Origin of the sequence: Acinetobacter sp. 1566109, from assembly GCF_000582255.1 — a bacterium.
GTDB lineage: Bacteria > Pseudomonadota > Gammaproteobacteria > Pseudomonadales > Moraxellaceae > Acinetobacter > Acinetobacter nosocomialis.
In genome coordinates this window covers 59986-78143 of the sequence record NZ_JEYB01000011.1, presented here as the reverse complement: position 1 = coordinate 78143, position 18158 = coordinate 59986, and the positions used below count along the sequence as shown (strand labels likewise).

At 38.4% G+C, this 18158-nt stretch carries 21 protein-coding genes; 8 read left to right on the top strand and 13 right to left on the bottom strand.

The window, feature by feature from the left end; genetic code table 11:
* Positions 1 to 82: 82 nt before the first annotated feature.
* Positions 83 to 850, top strand: coding sequence for a hydroxymethylpyrimidine/phosphomethylpyrimidine kinase (locus J582_RS11170; protein WP_032047883.1), 768 nt, complete (start codon positions 83 to 85; stop codon positions 848 to 850).
* 45 nt (positions 851 to 895) lie between these two features.
* On the opposite strand, the gene lysM is transcribed toward J582_RS11170, so the two are convergent.
* The 6 genes from lysM to J582_RS11140 all read right to left on the bottom strand — a co-directional run bounded on the left by lysM (position 896) and on the right by J582_RS11140 (position 4569).
* A complete protein-coding gene (gene lysM, locus J582_RS11165; protein ID WP_002050305.1) occupies positions 896 to 1369 on the bottom strand; it encodes a peptidoglycan-binding protein LysM in 474 nt (157 codons plus the stop codon).
* 188 nt (positions 1370 to 1557) lie between these two features.
* Positions 1558 to 1794 (bottom strand): acyl carrier protein, encoded by a 237-nt coding sequence (gene acpP / locus J582_RS11160; RefSeq protein ID WP_001279871.1) that lies wholly within the window; start codon positions 1792 to 1794, stop codon positions 1558 to 1560.
* Between the two features lie 84 nt (positions 1795 to 1878).
* On the bottom strand, positions 1879 to 2613 hold the full coding sequence (gene fabG / locus J582_RS11155; RefSeq protein WP_032047882.1) for a 3-oxoacyl-ACP reductase FabG: 735 nt from the start codon (positions 2611 to 2613) through the stop codon (positions 1879 to 1881).
* Positions 2610 to 3596, bottom strand: a complete 987-nt coding sequence (fabD, locus tag J582_RS11150) for an ACP S-malonyltransferase (RefSeq protein ID WP_001274818.1) — start codon at positions 3594 to 3596, stop codon at positions 2610 to 2612. The genes fabG and fabD overlap by 4 nt, the downstream gene beginning before the upstream one ends.
* A 152-nt stretch (positions 3597 to 3748) precedes the next feature.
* Positions 3749 to 3934, bottom strand: coding sequence for a 50S ribosomal protein L32 (gene rpmF / locus J582_RS11145; protein ID WP_000290730.1), 186 nt, complete (start codon positions 3932 to 3934; stop codon positions 3749 to 3751).
* 74 nt (positions 3935 to 4008) lie between these two features.
* Positions 4009 to 4569, bottom strand: a complete 561-nt coding sequence (locus J582_RS11140) for a YceD family protein (protein WP_002050389.1) — start codon at positions 4567 to 4569, stop codon at positions 4009 to 4011.
* Positions 4570 to 4665: 96 nt separating this feature from the next.
* On the opposite strand from J582_RS11140, the gene J582_RS11135 reads away from it, so the two are divergent.
* The 5 genes from J582_RS11135 to rluB all read left to right on the top strand — a co-directional run bounded on the left by J582_RS11135 (position 4666) and on the right by rluB (position 8607).
* A complete protein-coding gene (locus J582_RS11135) occupies positions 4666 to 5328 on the top strand; it encodes an elongation factor P hydroxylase (protein ID WP_032047881.1) in 663 nt (220 codons plus the stop codon).
* 89 nt (positions 5329 to 5417) lie between these two features.
* On the top strand, positions 5418 to 6035 hold the full coding sequence (locus tag J582_RS11130; RefSeq protein WP_002050309.1) for an L-threonylcarbamoyladenylate synthase: 618 nt from the start codon (positions 5418 to 5420) through the stop codon (positions 6033 to 6035).
* 225 nt (positions 6036 to 6260) lie between these two features.
* Positions 6261 to 7052 carry a segregation and condensation protein A gene (locus J582_RS11125; RefSeq protein ID WP_016805462.1) on the top strand — a complete coding sequence of 264 codons (792 nt, stop codon included), beginning with the start codon at positions 6261 to 6263 and terminating at the stop codon, positions 7050 to 7052.
* A complete protein-coding gene (gene scpB / locus J582_RS11120) occupies positions 7049 to 7642 on the top strand; it encodes an SMC-Scp complex subunit ScpB (protein WP_002050325.1) in 594 nt (197 codons plus the stop codon). Before J582_RS11125 ends, scpB begins: the two co-directional genes overlap by 4 nt.
* A 41-nt stretch (positions 7643 to 7683) precedes the next feature.
* The gene (gene rluB, locus J582_RS11115; RefSeq protein WP_032047880.1) at positions 7684 to 8607 is read left to right on the top strand and encodes a 23S rRNA pseudouridine(2605) synthase RluB; all 924 of its coding nucleotides are present in this window, start codon (positions 7684 to 7686) and stop codon (positions 8605 to 8607) included.
* A gap of 62 nt (positions 8608 to 8669) precedes the next feature.
* On the opposite strand, the gene bioD is transcribed toward rluB, so the two are convergent.
* From bioD to J582_RS11090, 5 genes are all read right to left on the bottom strand, one after another.
* Positions 8670 to 9314 carry a dethiobiotin synthase gene (bioD, locus tag J582_RS11110; protein ID WP_032047879.1) on the bottom strand — a complete coding sequence of 215 codons (645 nt, stop codon included), beginning with the start codon at positions 9312 to 9314 and terminating at the stop codon, positions 8670 to 8672.
* Positions 9315 to 10064 carry a malonyl-ACP O-methyltransferase BioC gene (gene bioC / locus J582_RS11105; protein ID WP_032047877.1) on the bottom strand — a complete coding sequence of 250 codons (750 nt, stop codon included), beginning with the start codon at positions 10062 to 10064 and terminating at the stop codon, positions 9315 to 9317.
* Positions 10061 to 11218: an 8-amino-7-oxononanoate synthase gene (locus J582_RS11100; RefSeq protein ID WP_032047876.1), complete on the bottom strand. Its 1158-nt coding sequence runs from the start codon at positions 11216 to 11218 to the stop codon at positions 10061 to 10063. Before J582_RS11100 ends, bioC begins: the two co-directional genes overlap by 4 nt.
* A 1-nt stretch (position 11219) precedes the next feature.
* Complete coding sequence (bioA, locus tag J582_RS11095; RefSeq protein WP_032047875.1) at positions 11220 to 12500, bottom strand: adenosylmethionine--8-amino-7-oxononanoate transaminase; 1281 nt, start codon at positions 12498 to 12500, stop codon at positions 11220 to 11222.
* Positions 12501 to 12590: 90 nt separating this feature from the next.
* Entirely contained in the window at positions 12591 to 13325 is a 735-nt protein-coding gene (locus J582_RS11090) for a hydrolase (RefSeq protein ID WP_032047874.1), read from the bottom strand.
* 354 nt (positions 13326 to 13679) lie between these two features.
* Here J582_RS11090 and otsB point away from each other — a divergent pair, with 354 nt between their 5' ends.
* Positions 13680 to 14531 carry a trehalose-phosphatase gene (otsB, locus tag J582_RS11085; protein WP_032047873.1) on the top strand — a complete coding sequence of 284 codons (852 nt, stop codon included), beginning with the start codon at positions 13680 to 13682 and terminating at the stop codon, positions 14529 to 14531.
* Entirely contained in the window at positions 14519 to 15949 is a 1431-nt protein-coding gene (locus J582_RS11080) for an alpha,alpha-trehalose-phosphate synthase (UDP-forming) (protein ID WP_032047872.1), read from the top strand. The genes otsB and J582_RS11080 overlap by 13 nt, the downstream gene beginning before the upstream one ends.
* 67 nt (positions 15950 to 16016) lie before the next feature.
* Here J582_RS11080 and J582_RS11075 read toward each other — a convergent pair whose 3' ends face one another.
* Positions 16017 to 17210, bottom strand: coding sequence for an MFS transporter (locus J582_RS11075; RefSeq protein ID WP_080746732.1), 1194 nt, complete (start codon positions 17208 to 17210; stop codon positions 16017 to 16019).
* 293 nt (positions 17211 to 17503) lie between these two features.
* Positions 17504 to 17968 carry a heteropolymeric bacterioferritin subunit Ftn gene (gene ftn / locus J582_RS11070; RefSeq protein WP_001214863.1) on the bottom strand — a complete coding sequence of 155 codons (465 nt, stop codon included), beginning with the start codon at positions 17966 to 17968 and terminating at the stop codon, positions 17504 to 17506.
* Between the last annotated feature and the right edge of the window lie 190 nt (positions 17969 to 18158).

The window sequence follows — 18158 nt, the reverse complement described above, 5'->3', positions numbered from 1 at the left end:
GTAAAGTATTTAATTCAATTGGTCGAGAGTTTAATTAAACTCTCTTATACTAACGTAAATTTAAATTGAAAAGGAAATAACCGTGCGTCCAACCGTACTTTGTTTCTCGGGTTTAGACCCTTCAGGTGGTGCAGGTTTACAAGCCGATATTGAAGCGATTGGACAAAGTGGCGCCCATGCAGCAATTGCATGTACAGCTCTTACCATTCAAAACTCACAACAAGTATTTGGCTTTGAAGCAACCTCAAAAGAACTATTATTAGCCCAAGCAAATGCTGTTGTAGGCGATTTACCGATTAAATGTGTTAAGTCCGGTATGCTTGGCACAACAGATAATATTGCGGCTCTAGCCGAATTTTTACATGCCCATCCTGACTATCAGTATGTATTAGACCCAGTATTAGTTGCTAATAGCGGTGGTTCTTTAGGAGATCAGGCAACTTTAGTTAAAGCATTTGTTGAGCTGATTCCCCTCGCGACGCTTATTACCCCAAATACAGTTGAATTACGTGCATTAACAGGTATTGATGACTTAGAAGAAGCGACTCACAAGCTCTTTGAAATGGGTGCTAAAGCCGTATTAGTAAAGGGTGGACATGAAGATACCCCTAACTTCATTAAAAATAGTTTATATATTGATGGTGAACTTGCAGCGAGTAGTACTTGCCCTCGCCTTGAAGGTGAATATCATGGCTCAGGGTGTTCATTAGCAAGTTTTATTGCAGGTCGCTTAGCTTTAGGTGATTCTCTAAAAATTGCAGTACAACATGCAGAAACATGGTTGTTTGGTGTTTTAAAAAATGCCGAAACACCTGTACCTAATGGACAAAAGATTCCAAAACGATTTTAACTATCAAATAAAAAGGCGCTTTAAGCGCCTTTTTATTTATTCCAATTACTGTGGAATACGTAAAACTTGCCCAGGGAAAATCTCATCCGGATCTTTGAGCATTGGTTTATTTGCTTCAAAGATTTTCGGATACTGGTTGGCATCACCATAAAATTCTTTCGCAATTTTTGAAAGATTATCACCAGATTTTACCGTATAAAATTTGCTTTCCGGTTCAGGCGTAGCAACGGTCATCTGGTCATCTACATGTGCAACATGATCGACGTTACCAACAATAAGAATAATCTTTTCTTTATCCGCTTGGCTTTGTACTTGACCATTAATAGTCGCAGTATCAGTTGAACCATTATATGTTACAGATAAGCCTTCCACCCCGAGGCCTAAACTTTTAATTAATCCTAATAATTTATTCGCTACTTCTTGTGCAGAAGGTTCTGCTGGCGTTGCTGGAGCTGGTTGTGGTTCTGCTGGTGCGGTATTTTTCTTACCAATACCTTTTACAAAATCAAAAAGACCCATTTTTAGTCCTCATCTTATTGTTTATAGTAAAGTCATTAAACTGACCCTTATTGTTATACTTGAAAAAAGAGACACCTCTGCTATCAATTGAGGTTGATCTTGTAAAAATATGTATCTCTCTCAATTATTTTACTCAAATAAAAAAAGCCACCTTACGGTGGCCTTCTTTTTAATCAGCAATATGCGAATTAACCAAGTTTTTTAGTTACATAGTCAATTGCAGATTGAACTGTAGTGATTTCGTTTGAATCTTCATCAGGGATAGTGATGTCGAAGTCATTTTCGAAAGACATAACAAGTTCAACTAAATCTAAAGAGTCAGCACCCAAGTCATCCATGAAAGATGCTTCGTTTTTAATCTCTTCAGCTTTAAGACCAAGTTGTTCTGCAACCGCTTGTTTAACGCGTTGTTCGATATCGCTCACAGGAATTCTCCTCATTGCTTGTGGCGTTTGATTTGCCACTAGTTTAATTGAATATAAAAATTTTTAAAAGTTTATACATCGGCGTTAGGCCATGTATAAACCACCATTTACATGTAATACCGTACCGGTAATGTAACCTGCTTTATCACTTGCAAGGAAACTCACCGCATTTGCGATATCTTGTGGCTCACCTAAGCGATTTAAAGCCACTTGATCACTCATTTTTTTGCGAATGTCTTCACTAAGTGCATCTGTCATTTCTGTTGCAATAAAACCTGGTGCCACACTATTTACAGTAATTTGGCGGCTACCCATCTCTTTTGCAAGGCTGCGGCTAAATGCTTCAATACCTGCTTTAGCAGCAGAGTAGTTTGCTTGGCCTGGGTTTGCAAAATGAGCAACAACAGAACTGATATTAATAATTCGACCAAAACGTGCTTTTGTCATACCCTTAAGTACGCGTTTACATAAACGATAAACGGCTTTAAGGTGGATATTGAGAATGTCATCCCAATCATCTTCAGACATACGAAGCAACAAATTGTCTTTCGTAATACCTGCATTGTTAACAAGAACAAGTACAGGACCATAGTTCTGTTCAATATGAGACACGACTGCTTCAATCTCATCGAGATTACGCACGTCGAGCGCCAAACCTGCACCTTGTTCACCAAAGCTATCAGTTAACTTTTGTGCACCAGATTCAGAAGTCGCAGTACCTACGACAAAATAACCGTCTTGAATAAGTTGCTGGGCAATTGCAGCGCCAATGCCCCGACTCGCGCCCGTTACTAATGCAACTTTGCGTTCTTGTGTCATGCAATTTTTCCTTCTGCCACTAAAACAGCATTTAGGGCATCTTCCATTTTGCTCTTACTATCAATAGAAAAAGCTTTTTCAATATTTGGTAAACGCTTTGCGAGATTACTCAATACTGTACCTGGACCACACTCAACAATGTACTGAATACCTTGGTCTTGTAGAGACTGCATGGTACGTGTCCATTGTACAGACTGGTACAATTGTGCCGTTAAAGCCTGACGTAATTGAGCAACATCGGTAGCAATTCCCGCGTTGACATTTTGTATTACAGGAATGGTAGGTAGCTCAATGGCAGTTTGTTCCAAAGCTTCTGCAAATTTTTCTGCTGCCGGCTTCATCAATGAACAATGCGATGGAACAGAAACCGGTAAAGCAATTGCTTTAGCAGATTGTTCTTTTGCAAGTGCCATAACTTGCTGTACAGATGCAGTACTACCAGCAATCACAACTTGACCTTGTGAATTATAGTTTGCTGCTTCAACTGAACCTTGACCTGATGCAGATACGCTCTGGCACAATTCAACTACTTTATCATCAGCTAAACCAAGAATAGCAGCCATAGCGCCTTCCCCTTGAGGAACAGCATTTTGCATGAGTTTTCCACGCAAATTAACTAATTTAACTGCATCCGCCAAACTCATTGAACCTGCTGCAACTAAAGCGCTGTATTCACCTAAAGAGTGACCTGCAAGGTATTTAGGGGCTAAACCACCTAAATCTAACCATAAACGCCATAAAGCAATACTGGCAGTTAATAATACAGGTTGGGTATTTTCTGTTTGGTCTAAACCTTCACCACTTTGTGCAATGTGCCAAAGATCAAATCCTAGCGCGTCTGAAGCTTCGGCAAAAGTTTGCCCAACTCCACTAAACTGTTCTGCGAGTTCAGCGAGCATACCAACTTTTTGTGAACCTTGACCTGGAAACACAAATGCAGTTTTTGTGGCTAAAGCTACTTGTTCAAGACGTTTAGCAGACATAAGAAATCCTTTTTGGGTTTTCACTCATTTCTCTGGAGCGGAAATTTAACATTTAATTTGTATATTTATAATTGCGAAAAACAACAAAAAAAGGGAGCTTTCGCTCCCATTTTTTCTATACTTAAGCATCACGCTTAATGCATATCATGCAATTATTCAGCATCAGCTGCTTTAGCGAATAATTGGCGACCACGGTAGAAACCGTCTTTAGTCACGTGGTGACGACGATGAGTTTCACCAGTTGCTTGGTCTACTGTTAATGCATTCTCGGTTAAAGCGTCATGTGAACGGCGCATGTCACGGCGAGAGCGACTTTTACGGTTTTGCTGAACGGCCATGATGGCTCCTTACAAAGATCGAAAAAATGGATCAGAACAAATTCAGTTGTCTTATCCCATAATCATAACACAAATTATGAGTTAAGTTTACCCTTCAAACCTGCCAAAACATCAAACGGATTATCCCGTTTCTCTTCGACAACGTTCTGAATGGTAGGTTGATGTTTATGTTCACAAGCATCATGCTTGGGAGATAAAGGCATCAACAATAACAGTTCATCTTCTAGTAATGCGAGTAAGTTGATCGAGGCAGGTGTATCAAAATCACCTTTTGTCGAAGACTCACTTTCACCTAAAACGATGAAATCAGCATCCTCATCCAAGCGCTCTATCAGTGACTCATCATCTACAAGTGCAATATGAAAGTCGGAAACAATTGGCATTTCAACAGGTTCCAAACAACGTTGGCACTCCATTGGAACTTTTGTTTCCATGTGACCATCTAACCACACAATGCGATGATAGGCATCCATTGATAGCTTACAGTCTATGTTGATCAATTGATTATCAATTGACCCAACAGCTTCACGAGCAATACGAGCAAGACGAGACAATGGCAGTTGACCTGACCATGTAAAGCCTTGTTCAGCCCATTTAAACGGCTCAATCTGTGCCGGAAAGGTATTTGCTGACATAATTAAGGCGGCAATTCTACAAATTCATCGGTACTCTGTCAAAGATTAAGATACAATTTTGTACTTCTTTAGACAGAACTCGGGGTAAATTAAGCAATGCACCTGTTGCAGCCGCAACCTGAAGTTAACACTTCATTACTCGTTTGCACCCATTCAACTCACCAAAACACTCTTTTACCTGACATGGTGCAACTCTCACCATGGCCAAGCTCAAAATTAGAGTCTGAGCAAGTTGATTGGCTTATTTTACACTTTAATCACTGGTTTTCCCACCATAATGTGACATTAGTTCGAGGAGAATTTGAACCAGAATATTTCCCAGCAAATGAACATGAGCCAGCTAAAATCCAATTTGCTCATGGTTTTTTCAATAGCGCTTTGCATGAAATTAGCCATTGGACAATTGCAGGTGCAAAACGACGTCTGTTGCCCGATTTAGGTTATTGGTATGCGCCAGATGGCCGAACTAAAGAACAGCAGGATTTATTTGAACAAGTAGAAATTAAACCTCAAGCCATTGAATGGTTATTTGCCCAATCTTTTGGCAGAAAATTTAGAGTATCTCTAGATAACCTGACAGGTGATGGCGGAGATGGCAAAAAGTTTAAAGATAATGTTTATATCCAAGTTCAACGTTACTTTTCTGGTGAAGCTAAACTACCTGCCGATGCAGCAAGATTCATTGAATGTATTTGCCAATGTACGCGAGCAGGTGCAGCATTACAATTAAATGAATTTAAACGTGAACTCCTTGATTAAATGACAAAAAAACTACGTAAGTTACTTGCTTCCGAAGTTTGAAATGTCTAATACTATTTTTAATAATGGCGTGATGGAGTCTCTAAAATATGCTGCATTTACATGTACATCCTGAAAATCCACAGCAACGCCTCATTGATCAAGCGGTTGAGCGTATTCGTGCAGGCGATGTTGTGGTCTACCCGACCGATGCTGCCTATGCAATCGGATGTCAGATTGGTAATAAGAATGCGATGGAACGTATTGCCCAGATTCGTGATTTAGGCCCTAAGCATCAATACGCAATTATGTGTTGTGATTTATCAGATATCGCAACTTATGCAAAAGTTGATAATGCGACGTATCGGTTATTAAAAGCAAATACACCTGCCATTACGACTTTCATTTTACCTGCAACAAGTGAAGTTCCACGCAGGTTAATGCATCCTAAAAAGAAAACGATTGGTTTACGCATTCCAAGTAACCCGATTTGTCAGGCTTTATTAAAAGAACTTGGTGAGCCTTTACTTACAAGTACATTAATTTTACCCGGACAAGAAGACCCACTTGATGATCCTTACGATATTGAAAGTCAGTTGTCTAAACGTATTGATGTCTTTATCGATGGTGGTTTTGGTACTTTAACAACAACTAGTATTGTTGATTTATCGGGTGAACATCCGGAAATTATACGTCACGGTGCTGGAGATGTAAGTGCTTTCGAATAAGCACTTATTCTCCTTTTTACCAATAGTTAAAAAAAAAGTATTATCAAGAAAAAAAATACTCTTTATTTAGTTTGGATTTTTTTTACACTTTAGTCGTTAAGCAATTTATTAAAAGCCACAATTCCTTTAGAATGTTTTTCACTATCTGCTGTTCTTCTGCTACAGCTCTTATTGACTTGAAAACAAGTCTCATGCTTTTGAAAATTCGCGTGGCTTATAATCGTAATGAACCAATCACTTCATCAATCCATGGAAGACGTTCCACACATCCGTGTTTTAGATGAGTGGCACGACACGATTCCTGAAGATCTTTATATTCCTCCGGCTGCTTTTGAGATTTTACTCGAACAGTTTGAAGGACCACTCGACTTTTTAATTTATCTGATTCAGAAAAACGGTTTTGATTTAATTCAGCTCGATATTGCACCTATTGCAACTCAATATTTAGCTTATATGGATAGCATGAAATCCTTAAATATTGAGTTGACTGCCGACTATATGGTGATGGCTGCTCTATTGGCTGATTTAAAGTCTCGCTTACTCTTACCTAAACCTACAGTAGTGAGTATCGAAAAAGATCCAAAACAGGATCTTATTGATCGACTTGAAACTTATTTACGCATTAAACAAGCGGCTGAACGTTTAGGTCAAATGCCAGTTCTTGACCGTGATACATTTAGTGCCAATGTAAGCTTAGGTCATATTGCACCTGTTTACGAAGGTTATGATGTTTCAGCATTACATGATGCTTTATTTTGCGTATTTAATCGTCCTGAACCCGTAACACACACAATTGCGCAAGAGCCTGTACTGTTAGAAGAACGTATTGCTTATATTGAAGAGAAATTAGAGTCAGGCGACGTGTTAAGTTTTAAAGAATTACTTAATCCCCAACAAGGCCGTATGGGAATGGTTGTAACTTTTATGGCTGTTTTAGAATTGACCCGACAACAAAAGATTAAAATTATTGCTACAGGTGTTGAAGCTCCATTGGCTATTCAAGGGTCTGCGGCATGAGTTTTGAACAAAATAATAATGATTTGTCATTAGCTGACATTCATCACGAAGTTTTATTGCAACTTGAAGCGATTATTTTTGCCAGTGAAGCACCTGTTTCGATTGCTCGTTTAAAAGAAGCTTTTAATAATCAATATAATAAACAACAGCTTCGTCAGCTTTTACAACAACTTGCCCTCTTACAACATGGCCGCTCTATTGAGTTGATTGAAACCGCGCAAGGCTTCCGTTTTCAGGTAAGATCCAAATATCGCAATATTATTGCGCAAATTTGGCCAGAGCGACCAACAAAACTGTCGCCATCTTTACTAGAAACCTTGGCTGTCATTGCGTATCATCAACCAGTCACGCGTGCTGATATTGAACAAATTCGTGGTGTATCTAATAATAGTCAGATTCTCAGAACACTATTTGACTGGAACTGGATTAAAGAAGCCGGTTTTAGAGATTTACCCGGAAGACCTGCGTTGCTAATTACAACGCCTCAATTTCTGAATGCTTTTGGTCTAGCCTCTTTAGGCCAATTGCCTCCCCTACAGAACGCCAAGGAAGCATTTATGGCTCTCGATGCGAATGCACCGAAATCATAAAGAGGTGGACTGTTGATCATTATGTCTAAGGTTGTGCTGTCATGAGTGAAAAATTGCAAAAAGTATTAGCGCGAATCGGATTAGGTTCTCGCCGATATATGGAAGAGGTTATTGCCGCAGGACGCGTGAGTGTAAACGGCCGCGTTGCCCAAGTGGGTGAGCGCATTGAACCAGGCGATGAATTACGCATTGATGGCCGTAAAGTTCAGTTCCAGATCGAAGATGAAATTCGTCGTCGTGTACTGATTTATTATAAACCAGAGGGTGAGATCTGTTCACGTAATGACCCAGAAAAACGGCCAACTGTATTTGATCATTTGCCACAAATTGCAAATGACCGTTGGGTAATGGTAGGTCGTCTGGATATTAACAGTACAGGTTTATTACTATTTACAAACGATGGTGAGCTTGCTAACCGCTTAATGCATCCATCTAATGAAATTGAACGTGAATACGCTGTACGTGTAATGGGTGAAGTAACACCACAATTACGCCAAAACATGGTCAATGGTGTAGAGCTTGAAGATGGCACAGCCAAGTTCGAATCTTTCTCTGAAATTGGTGGTGAAGGTATTAACCGCTGGTATCAAGTTGTAGTGAAAGAAGGCCGTAACCGTGAGGTTCGCCGTATTTTCGAATCGCAAGGTCTTAAAGTAAGCCGCTTATTACGTACTCGCTACGGTACTGTTATTTTACCACGCGAATTACGTACTGGTCGTTGGATGGAACTCGATAAAACTGATATCGACAACTTAGCTAAATCTGTTGAGTTGAAACCACGTCAAGGTACAGGTTTATTTGGTATGGCAAAACGTCGTACTGATCGTATGACAGAAAAACCAATGGCAGCACGTCGTGGTGGTTATTTACGTCAACAACGTCGTGATGATGAAAAAGAAGCACCAGCTAACACAGGTAATCAGCGTAAATCGACTGGTTTTAACCGTGGATTTAAAAAGTTCTAAGTAAAACTTTTAAATCAAAAAAACCGCTCTAAATTGAGCGGTTTTTTATTATTTAATTTCAATTAATTCATTTTTGCTAGTTCAATCCACTCAGCTTCTGGAAAATGAATGGCTAAATAGTTCTTTAAATAATTTGATGTATCCTGCGAAATTAATGGATCTTTTGATTCATCTTTTAAGTTATAAACCAAAGCTTTTAATTTCAGACCGCGTGACTTAAGTGCCTCGAGACTAAGCAAAGTATGATTAATACTTCCTAGACGACCAGATGTCACTAAAATAACAGGAAACTGATGCTGAGCAACATAATCAATGGTGAGTAAACTGGTGGCTAAGGGCACCATTAAGCCACCCGCCCCTTCTAATAATACAATTTCAAAACGCTCAGCTAATGTTTGAGTCGCATTTTCAATTTTTTGAAAATCGATTTCTCGATTATCAAGACGCGTTGCTAAATGAGGTGAAGCAGGATAACTAAAGATTTCGGGCATAGTCAGCTTATCGTGATCTTCTTGAAACCAACCTTGCCCCATAATTTCACGATGCTTTTCAATATCTTCAGAAATATCAACATTACCTGTTTGAATGAGTTTTTGGGTAATTACTTTTTTACCCTCCTCAGTCCATAATTTTGCTAAAAAACCTGTCGCGTAGGTTTTACCAATTTCGGTATCAATCCCACTGACAAAATAGATCTGACCACTCATTTACTTCATTCTCCGGGCAATACAATAAATTGGGTGATATGTTAGGGCATATCCCTCAGCGTGCTTATACCGATCATAATCTTGATAAAACTGCTGTAAAGTTTGCTTGGTCCAACGGTGCTGCGCTGTCGCTGTTACACCAGTCGCTTTTAAATGTTGTAATACAGCTTTAGGTAAATCGAAATAGAGCTGAGTTTCTGACTCAGATAGATACAGAACTTCAAAACCAGCCTGAGTTAAGGCGCTGTTCCAACTTTCAAGATTCCAATAATTTAAACCTTGTCCGGTTAGCTCTTTAATTTCAATTAGGTTCTTAGGGCCAAATGTTGAAAAGCATAGCCAACCACTGTCAGTTAAAACATCATTACAACGCTTAAGCAAAAGGGGCAAATCCTGCATCCATTGCAAGGCAGAACCTGAAACAATCATATCGAGCTGCTGAGGGAGTTCTAAGGTTTCAACATCTCCAATTAACCATTTTAAATGCTCTTCATGATTGAAGTGCTCCTGCACCTCTGAGTACAGATCATTCAAAATTAAATCTTCAATTTGAAAAGCTTCAACAAGCAGACGAGTTAAATTACCAGAACCACAACCAATTTCAAAAACACGTCGTATCTTGCTTGGGCAAAACTGCTTGAGTAAGCTTGTTAAATTTTGACAAATTTGTTTTTGAACAACTGCGTGCTCTAAATAGCTTTGACCTGCTTTAGCAAAACGCTCGGCAACTAAATTTTTATTCAGACTCACAGAAAACTCACCAGTGCTTCAAGCTCGTGTTGCTCGACCATTGACGTTAAAGAAATACGTAAACGCGAACTATTTTTAGGTACTGTTGGTGGGCGTACAGGCATGGCATAAAAGCCGCTTTCCTGAACCTGTTTCGCCTTATCGATAGCAGCCTGACTTTCTCCCACAATCACGGGAATAATATGGCTGGTCGATGGACTCAGATAACCCTTTTGTACCACTGCTTGTTGAAGATATTGGCTAATATTTTTTAAGTGTTCACGCTGAGGTTGAGCCACTAATACTTTTTGAAAAATAAAATTTGCCCAAGCCATAACAATCGGAGGTTGAGCGGTACTAAAAATAAGCGGGCGCATTTTATTAATGAGATAATCTTTAATAATTGGATCGCAAATAATGTAACCACCGACTGCTGCTAATGCTTTACCAAAGGTACCTACCAAAAAATCAATTTCCTGAATGACATTATATTGTTCAGCACACCCCAAACCTTGCTGACCACGTACACCAATTGAGTGTGCCTCATCGACATAAAGCATGGTTTTAGCAAAACGTTTTTTAAGCTGGACTAATGCAGCTAAATCCGTTTCATCACCATCCATACTAAAAATACTTTCTGTGACCACAATGATTCGTTCAATCTTGTCATCATCATGATACTTTTGTAGAAGCTGTTCTAAGTGCTCTAAATCATTATGTCGATACCGCACATACTGGGCACCAGACAAACGGATCCCATCAATCATACTGGCATGAACTAACTTATCTGCCAAAATTAAAGTTTTACTATCAGCAACAGCGGGCAAAATACCAATATTCATATGGTAGCCACTATTGAATAATAGAGCTGCCCTTCCACCAAATGCTTGGCTTAGGCTATTTTCCAACTGTTCATATTCATCAAAATTACCCGTCAATAAACGGGCCGATGAAGAACTAAAATAGCTGCGTTCTAATGGTAAGCTATCTAAAAACTCTTGGCGAAGATTAAGATCAGCCGCCAGTCCAAGATAGTCATTTGAAGCTAAGTTGAGCATTGTTTTATTTTTAATTGTAATAAAACGACCATGCTGCACATTTTGGGTAAATTGTCTGAAATTACCTTGTTGTTTTAACTCATCTAACTCGGTAGCAAAATGATCAAGCAATGACATTTTAATGTGCCCCCTGCATCGTTTTAACTACTTCAACCAACTGTTCAAGCAAGTCACTTAACTCTTGTTGAGTAATAACATAAGGTGGCATCACATAAACCAGTTTGCCAAAAGGACGAATCCAGATTCCACGCTCTACAAATTGTTGCTGTAAAGTTTTCATATCGACATTAAAGGTGAGTTCTACCACACCAATTGCACCGAGCACTCTTACATCAGCAACATAATCAAGCTGGCTTAAAGGTGCTAGATATTGGCTAAGCTGTTGCTCAATTCGCTTAATATTGGCCTGCCAATCTTGCTCAATTAATAATTGCGTACTTTTTAAAGCAACGGCACAAGCGAGTGGATTGGCCATAAAAGTTGGGCCGTGCATAAATATCCCAGCCTCACCGCGACTAATGGTTTCAGCAACATGCTTTGTCGTTAAAGTTGCAGACAAAGTCATATAACCGCCCGTTAGCCCTTTACCTAGACACATAATATCTGGCTCGACTTGAGCATGTTCCCAAGCAAAAAGCTTACCTGTACGACCAAAACCGGTAGCAATTTCATCGAAAATTAACAACAGATGATATTTTTCACAAAGCGCTTTAGCCTGACGTAAATATTCAGGATGATAAAAGCGCATGCCCCCTGCACCTTGAACAATCGGCTCAATAATGAGTGCAGCAAGGTTTTCATGATTTTGCTGAATAGCTTGTTCTAGCTCGGCAATATCTTCTTGGTTCCATTCTTCATTAAATTTAGTTTGTGGTGCTGCTACAAAAAGACGATTCGGTAAGCTGGTACCAAAAATCTGATGCATACCTGTCACAGGATCACACACAGACATCGCATTCCATGTATCGCCGTGGTAACCGGACCGTGTGGTAATAAAGTTTGTTTTTTGTGGTTTTCCCTGTGCTGTCCAGAATTGCACAGCCATTTTTAAAGCAACCTCAACAGCGACCGAACCTGAATCTGCATAGAAAATTTTATCGAGACTTGGTGGGGTAATTTTTAAAAGAATTTTACCAAGCTCAATAGCAGGATCGTGAGTCAAACCACCAAACATGATATGTGACATGTTCTGTAATTGATCGGTCACTGCTTGATTAAGTTCAGGGTGGTTATAGCCATGAATTGCACACCACCAAGAAGACATACCATCAATTAAAGTTCTACCATCATCGAGTTCAATCGTCGCACCATAAGCACGCTTAACTTTAAATGTGGGTAACGGTTGGGTCATTGAAGTATATGGATGCCAAATATGTTCCAAATCAAAATTATCGGTCATCCTCTATACCCTTTTACAGCAATCAAATCTTTCATTTAGCACATGTTAAACCTGTTAAGAATGAAAGAAAATTGCGAGATCAACCAAAGCTTATGAACTTTGCTGATGAATTGTTAAAAATTGGCAGATTTCTTCAATTGTTCTTTCCACCTTTAAGTAGGGAAAAGCATGTGTAGCGTCTTTTAGCAACTTATAAGTCATGTTTTCTGTAGCGAAGTCCTTAAAATTCTCGATAATTTTGCAAGGAATGACATTGTCTTGCTCAGCAAACAGGTGAAGCTGTAGACCTGAATAGTTTTTCAAGTTATCTACCAAGTTTAACTGTTCTAACATTTTTAAACCGTCTACCAGTATTTCCTTTGCGGGTGGATTTGCGATGTTTTGTACGCTCATCCAATCTTGTTTCGCTTGAGATGAGCCAAGTGTAATCAAATAATAAAAACGCTTTAAAGTGGCTTGCGGGTTCTGTAAAAAAGAACCTTTAAATTGACTAAATACATCAGCAGGCATTGCGGTTTGCCAATTATCATGAGCAACAAAACAAGGGTTTGAAGCGAGTGTAATTAATATTTTTGTTTGCCCTGTTTGCTTGTAAAAAATATCAACCAATTGAGTTGCTAACTGCCCGCCTAAGGACCAGCCTATTACCACATCAACTTCAGCCACTAAATCAAGCTGTGCTTGAAAGCTACTATCTAAAAGATTAAAAATATTAATCAGTTGTGTGTCATAGCCAAATTTATTTAAACCTAATTTTAATGATTGCAGAGGTTCTATACCTACTCCCCACCCTGTAATCAATAAAATTTTATTTTGTAACTTCATGTGCCTATCCACAGTCAACTTTAGGAAGATTATATATGAAGTTCAATTCTAAATATCTTTTAAAATCAACAGAACGCTTGAATTTCAAAAAGTAAAATCAGTCATTTATAGTAGATAAATATTCTGAAATATATTGATATACAAGAGCTAAAATATTTATATGAAATATACAAAAATTTAATTATCTAAACATTGAAGCAAATCAAAAAACAACATAATCCACACTTCCCCCATAAATCCATTGTGCAATGTAATTAATGTTAATAGTTATGTTTTTTTATTAAAAAAAATGACTCATCAATTCATTTTAATGTTAGAAGATTAATTAATGATCAAAATAATGGGCGGATTAATATGAATACTCAAAGTGAAATATCTGACGGGAGAGAAAAAGATACATATTTTGTTACACCCAACGATATTATAAATACCTTACCTATAGATAAAAATTATTGTTTATTTCTGGATATTGATGGAACATTAGCTCCATTTCAAATTCATCCTGAGCATAGTTTTATACCTAATACTACATTAGAAGTTATAAAAAAAATTATTGAATTAAATATACCAGTGATTGCTGTAACAGGACGTGATGTTGAAACAGCTAATAAGCTATTTCAGTCTATTGAAATTCCTATAGCTGGCTTACATGGCTTAGATATTTATTTTGATTCCGACAATTATATTCGTCCAGATTTAAGCAATATTAATTTCAAAAAACTAAAAGAAGATATTATAAAATCTTGTGAAAAATATCCCGATTTATTAATTGAGGATAAAGGATATTCTATTGCTTTACATTATCGAAAAAAACCAGAATTAGAAGATAATGCAATTTATATTATGCAACAAATTAAATATTTCTATCCTCAATTAAAATTAAATAGAGGTAAATTTGTCATTGAGTTATTACCTAAACAGGCAGATAAAGGTAAAGCAATTCAAACAATATTAGACCATCTTAATTTACCATTAATTCACCCAATATTTATTGGAGATGATTTAACGGATGAATCGGGTTTCACTTTTATTAATCAACAATTTGGCACTTCAATTAAAGTAGGTTCTGGTGAAACAGAAGCTCAATATAGATTAAAAGATATTAACAGCGTTTCTAATTTTCTTTTTTTCTTTCTAGAAAAAATAAAAAAGTTATACGTCAAAAATAGTCAAGATCAGAATGGAGAACAAATATGTCTAAATTAATCGTGTTATCGAATCGAATAAGTATGCCATCAGGTAAGGCCTCAGCAGGTGGCCTTGCAGTAGCTGTACAAGACGCATTAAATGACAGTAACGGCATTTGGTTAGGCTGGAACGGTCAGCAAATTACCGATACTGAAGCGCCTGAATTCGATCAGGCATATTCTCATGGAATTGACTACATTACCTGCCCTCTTACACATCAGCAATATGCACAGTACTACTGCGGTTTTGCTAACAAAGTTTTATGGCCTGCCATGCATGATCGAGATGAACTGATCGAATATGATGCTGAAGAATATAATACTTACCAAAGGGTTAACCGTTTATTTGCTGAAAAATTAAAAGAGATTGCTCAGCCTGATGATCTGATTTGGGTACATGACTATCACTTTTTTAGTGTAGCTCGTCATTGTCGTGAATTAGGTATGCAAAATAAAATCGGTTTCTTTTTGCATATTCCTTTCGCAAGCTTAAACATTTGGCGCAAAATTCCAGTTGCACTGCAGTTGGTACAAGACCTTTGCCAATATGATGTAGTTGGCCTACAAACCCAAGCCGATCAAAACACCTGTATGCAAACGTGTATGGGCTTACTTGAAGCTCAAAAAATACTAAGTGACCGAATCAGCTATAAAAAACGTCAAGTACTCATAAAGTCCTACCCTATTGGCGTGCAACCAGAACTTATTCAGCGCCAAGCACAACATGCATTTCATACTCCCTATGTATTTAACTTTGAAGATATACCACGTCAAAAAACCATTATTGGCGTTGACCGGATTGATTATTCAAAAGGTCTGCTTGAACGCTTCAATGCATTTGCGACCTTCTTGGAAACTAACCCTGAATATCATGGACTGGTACGCCACCTTCAAGTTGCAACACCTTCACGTACAGATATTCCGGCTTATCAACGCCTATACCAACGTTTTAAAACTAAGTTAGAACTGATTAATGAAGAGTTTGCTCACGAAGACTGGCGTCCAATTGATTGTTGCTACGACACTGTTCAACATGACAGTCTCATGCATATTTATCGTCGCTCTGATATTTGCTGGATTAGCTCATTACGGGATGGTATGAACTTGGTCGCAAAAGAATATATTGCGGCTCAAGATCCAGAGAACCCAGGTGTGCTGATCTTATCTAAATATGCCGGTGCTGCTGAGCAAATGACTCAGGCCTTAATTGTTGACCCATTAGATCGGGCAGCGATGATGGATACTCTAAAAACCGCTCTAGAGATGCCTAAAGCTGAACGTATTAATCGTTATGAACAGTTAATAGAAGGTCTGGCAGCCACTGACCTTAGCGATTGGAGAAATAATTTCTTGAAAGATCTTGAAAATGCTCCAACCTTTACGAAGACTAAGTTGTCATTACAAGACAAGTATCAACCCACTTATCATTTTTTGTAATGATTTAAGCTCATAGAACATCGAGAAGTTTTTCTCGATGTTCTATCGGTTGGTAAATTGACTTAAGTTATTTTGCCTTTACAAGAGTAAGGCGATTGAGTATGGCAATCATAGTTAATAAAACCGCTACCCCAGATAACACTGTGGTTAGACTGGTCCACTGGCCAATCAAGCCAATTAAGGCGGGACCACTTAATGAACCTGTATAAGCAATCGTTGACACTAAAGATAGTGCCGCAGCCTTCGGCATATCATTTTGGCGTCCAACACGAGAGAACATGACTGGTACAATATTAGAACAGCCTAAACCCAAAAGTGCATAACCCAATACGACAACTTGCCAAACAGGTGCCATCACAATAGTAACCATAGCAAGGGCAGCAACAATTGCACTATAAGTCACAATAGTTTTCTCACCCCATTGTTTTAACAAGAGATGCCCTGCAAAACGACCACTTGTCATACTAAGCGCGAAGAAAGTATAGGCCAGCCCAGCAAAAGCAGGGTTAAGATGATATTTACTGGTCAAATAAATACCCCCCCAGTCCATTGCTGCACCTTCTGACAAGAAAGCAATAAAACACATCATTCCAATCAACAGGATCGCACCATTCGGGCGCGAAGTTTTTTTAGGTGCGTCAGTTATTTCAGCTGCACCTTGTTCATCTTGCTCAAATGTTGTTAAAGCAGATGGAATAGCAACAAAGCTCACGACCATTAAAATCATGACCACAGATAGCGTACTCATGAGTGGTGAAAGGCCAATTGCTAGTAGCGTGGTGACGAGCATGGCGCCTATTAAACCACCAAGGCTGCACATACCATGGAAACTAGACATGAGCGCACGTAAGCTGTGTTTTTCCACCACAACTGCCTGCAAATTAATAGCAACGCCAAGGCTGCCTGCTGCTGTACCAAAAATAAATAACGCCACAGCCATCGATACAAGACTATGCCAGATCGTTAAACTTGGTAGTAATACCATTAAGAGTATGGTCGCCACAGCAATTAATGGACGACATCCCCAACGCTTAACTAAAGCCCCTGTCGCAGGCATAGCAATCATTGAGCCGATTCCCATACAAAGCAGCAATAAACCAAAATTTGCATGATTTAGGTTTAAACGTTGCTGTGCATAAGGAATGAGTGGTGCCCAAGCAGATATCGCAAAGCCCAAGCTAAAAAAGCTAAGACGAGTTGCTAATCGTTGTGTGCTTAAGAGAGTAGCTGTATCTAAAACAGCAGGTTTGGAAAATAACATATACGCGAAGCTCACCATAAAACCATTGGCGATCCATACCAACCGATTCCCCATAGAAAAACCCCTGCCTTATTAAGTTCCAGGCAAGGGTTTTTGTTGGCGAAATTATATCCAATTCCACAAAAAAAACATGGGGTCTGATACAAATTTTCTGACTTTTTTGTAACTGCCAAAGCCTTATGTAGTAAGGCTTTGAATATATTCAATTTGGCAGAATTAACATTTAAACGGTGACTTCATTTAATTAAAATAAGCAAATAAAAAACCCAGCTTAAGCTGGGTTTTTCACATCATTAAATTTGAGACTGAATATAATTTTGCAGGCCAATCAGTTCAATTAAACGCAACTGTTTTTCAAGCCAATAAGTATGGTCTTCTTCAGTATCTGATAATTGTTGACGTAACATGTCACGACTAATGTAGTCGCCTTTTTCTTCACAAAGTTTAATACCTGTCGCTAATTTTTCACGCACATGATATTCAAGTGCTAAATCAGCTTTTAAGCAAGATACAACGTCTGTACCAACATTGATATCTTCACGGTGCATATTTGGTTTAGCACCTAAAAACAATACACGACGAATGATTGCATCGGCATGAGAAGCTTCTTCTTGCATCTCATGGTCAATACGCTCATAAATCTTGTTTAGACCCCAATCTTCATACATACGAGAATGGATTAAATATTGATCACGGGCAGCCAACTCTCCGCCAATGAGCATATTTAAATAGTCTATGACTTCTGGATTGCCACGCATAATAAATCTCCTATCGTATGAGTCTATTATGGGCAAACTTAAAAATGATTGCAAAATAAAAAATAGTTAAGTTTATGATTTTTATCAAATTAAAATGAGAAACATACGCATTTGCAGTTTAAGTTATTTAAATTTCCTTTGCAAAAAGAAACGCTTGTCCGATTTATAAGCTCAGACAAGCGTTCAAATA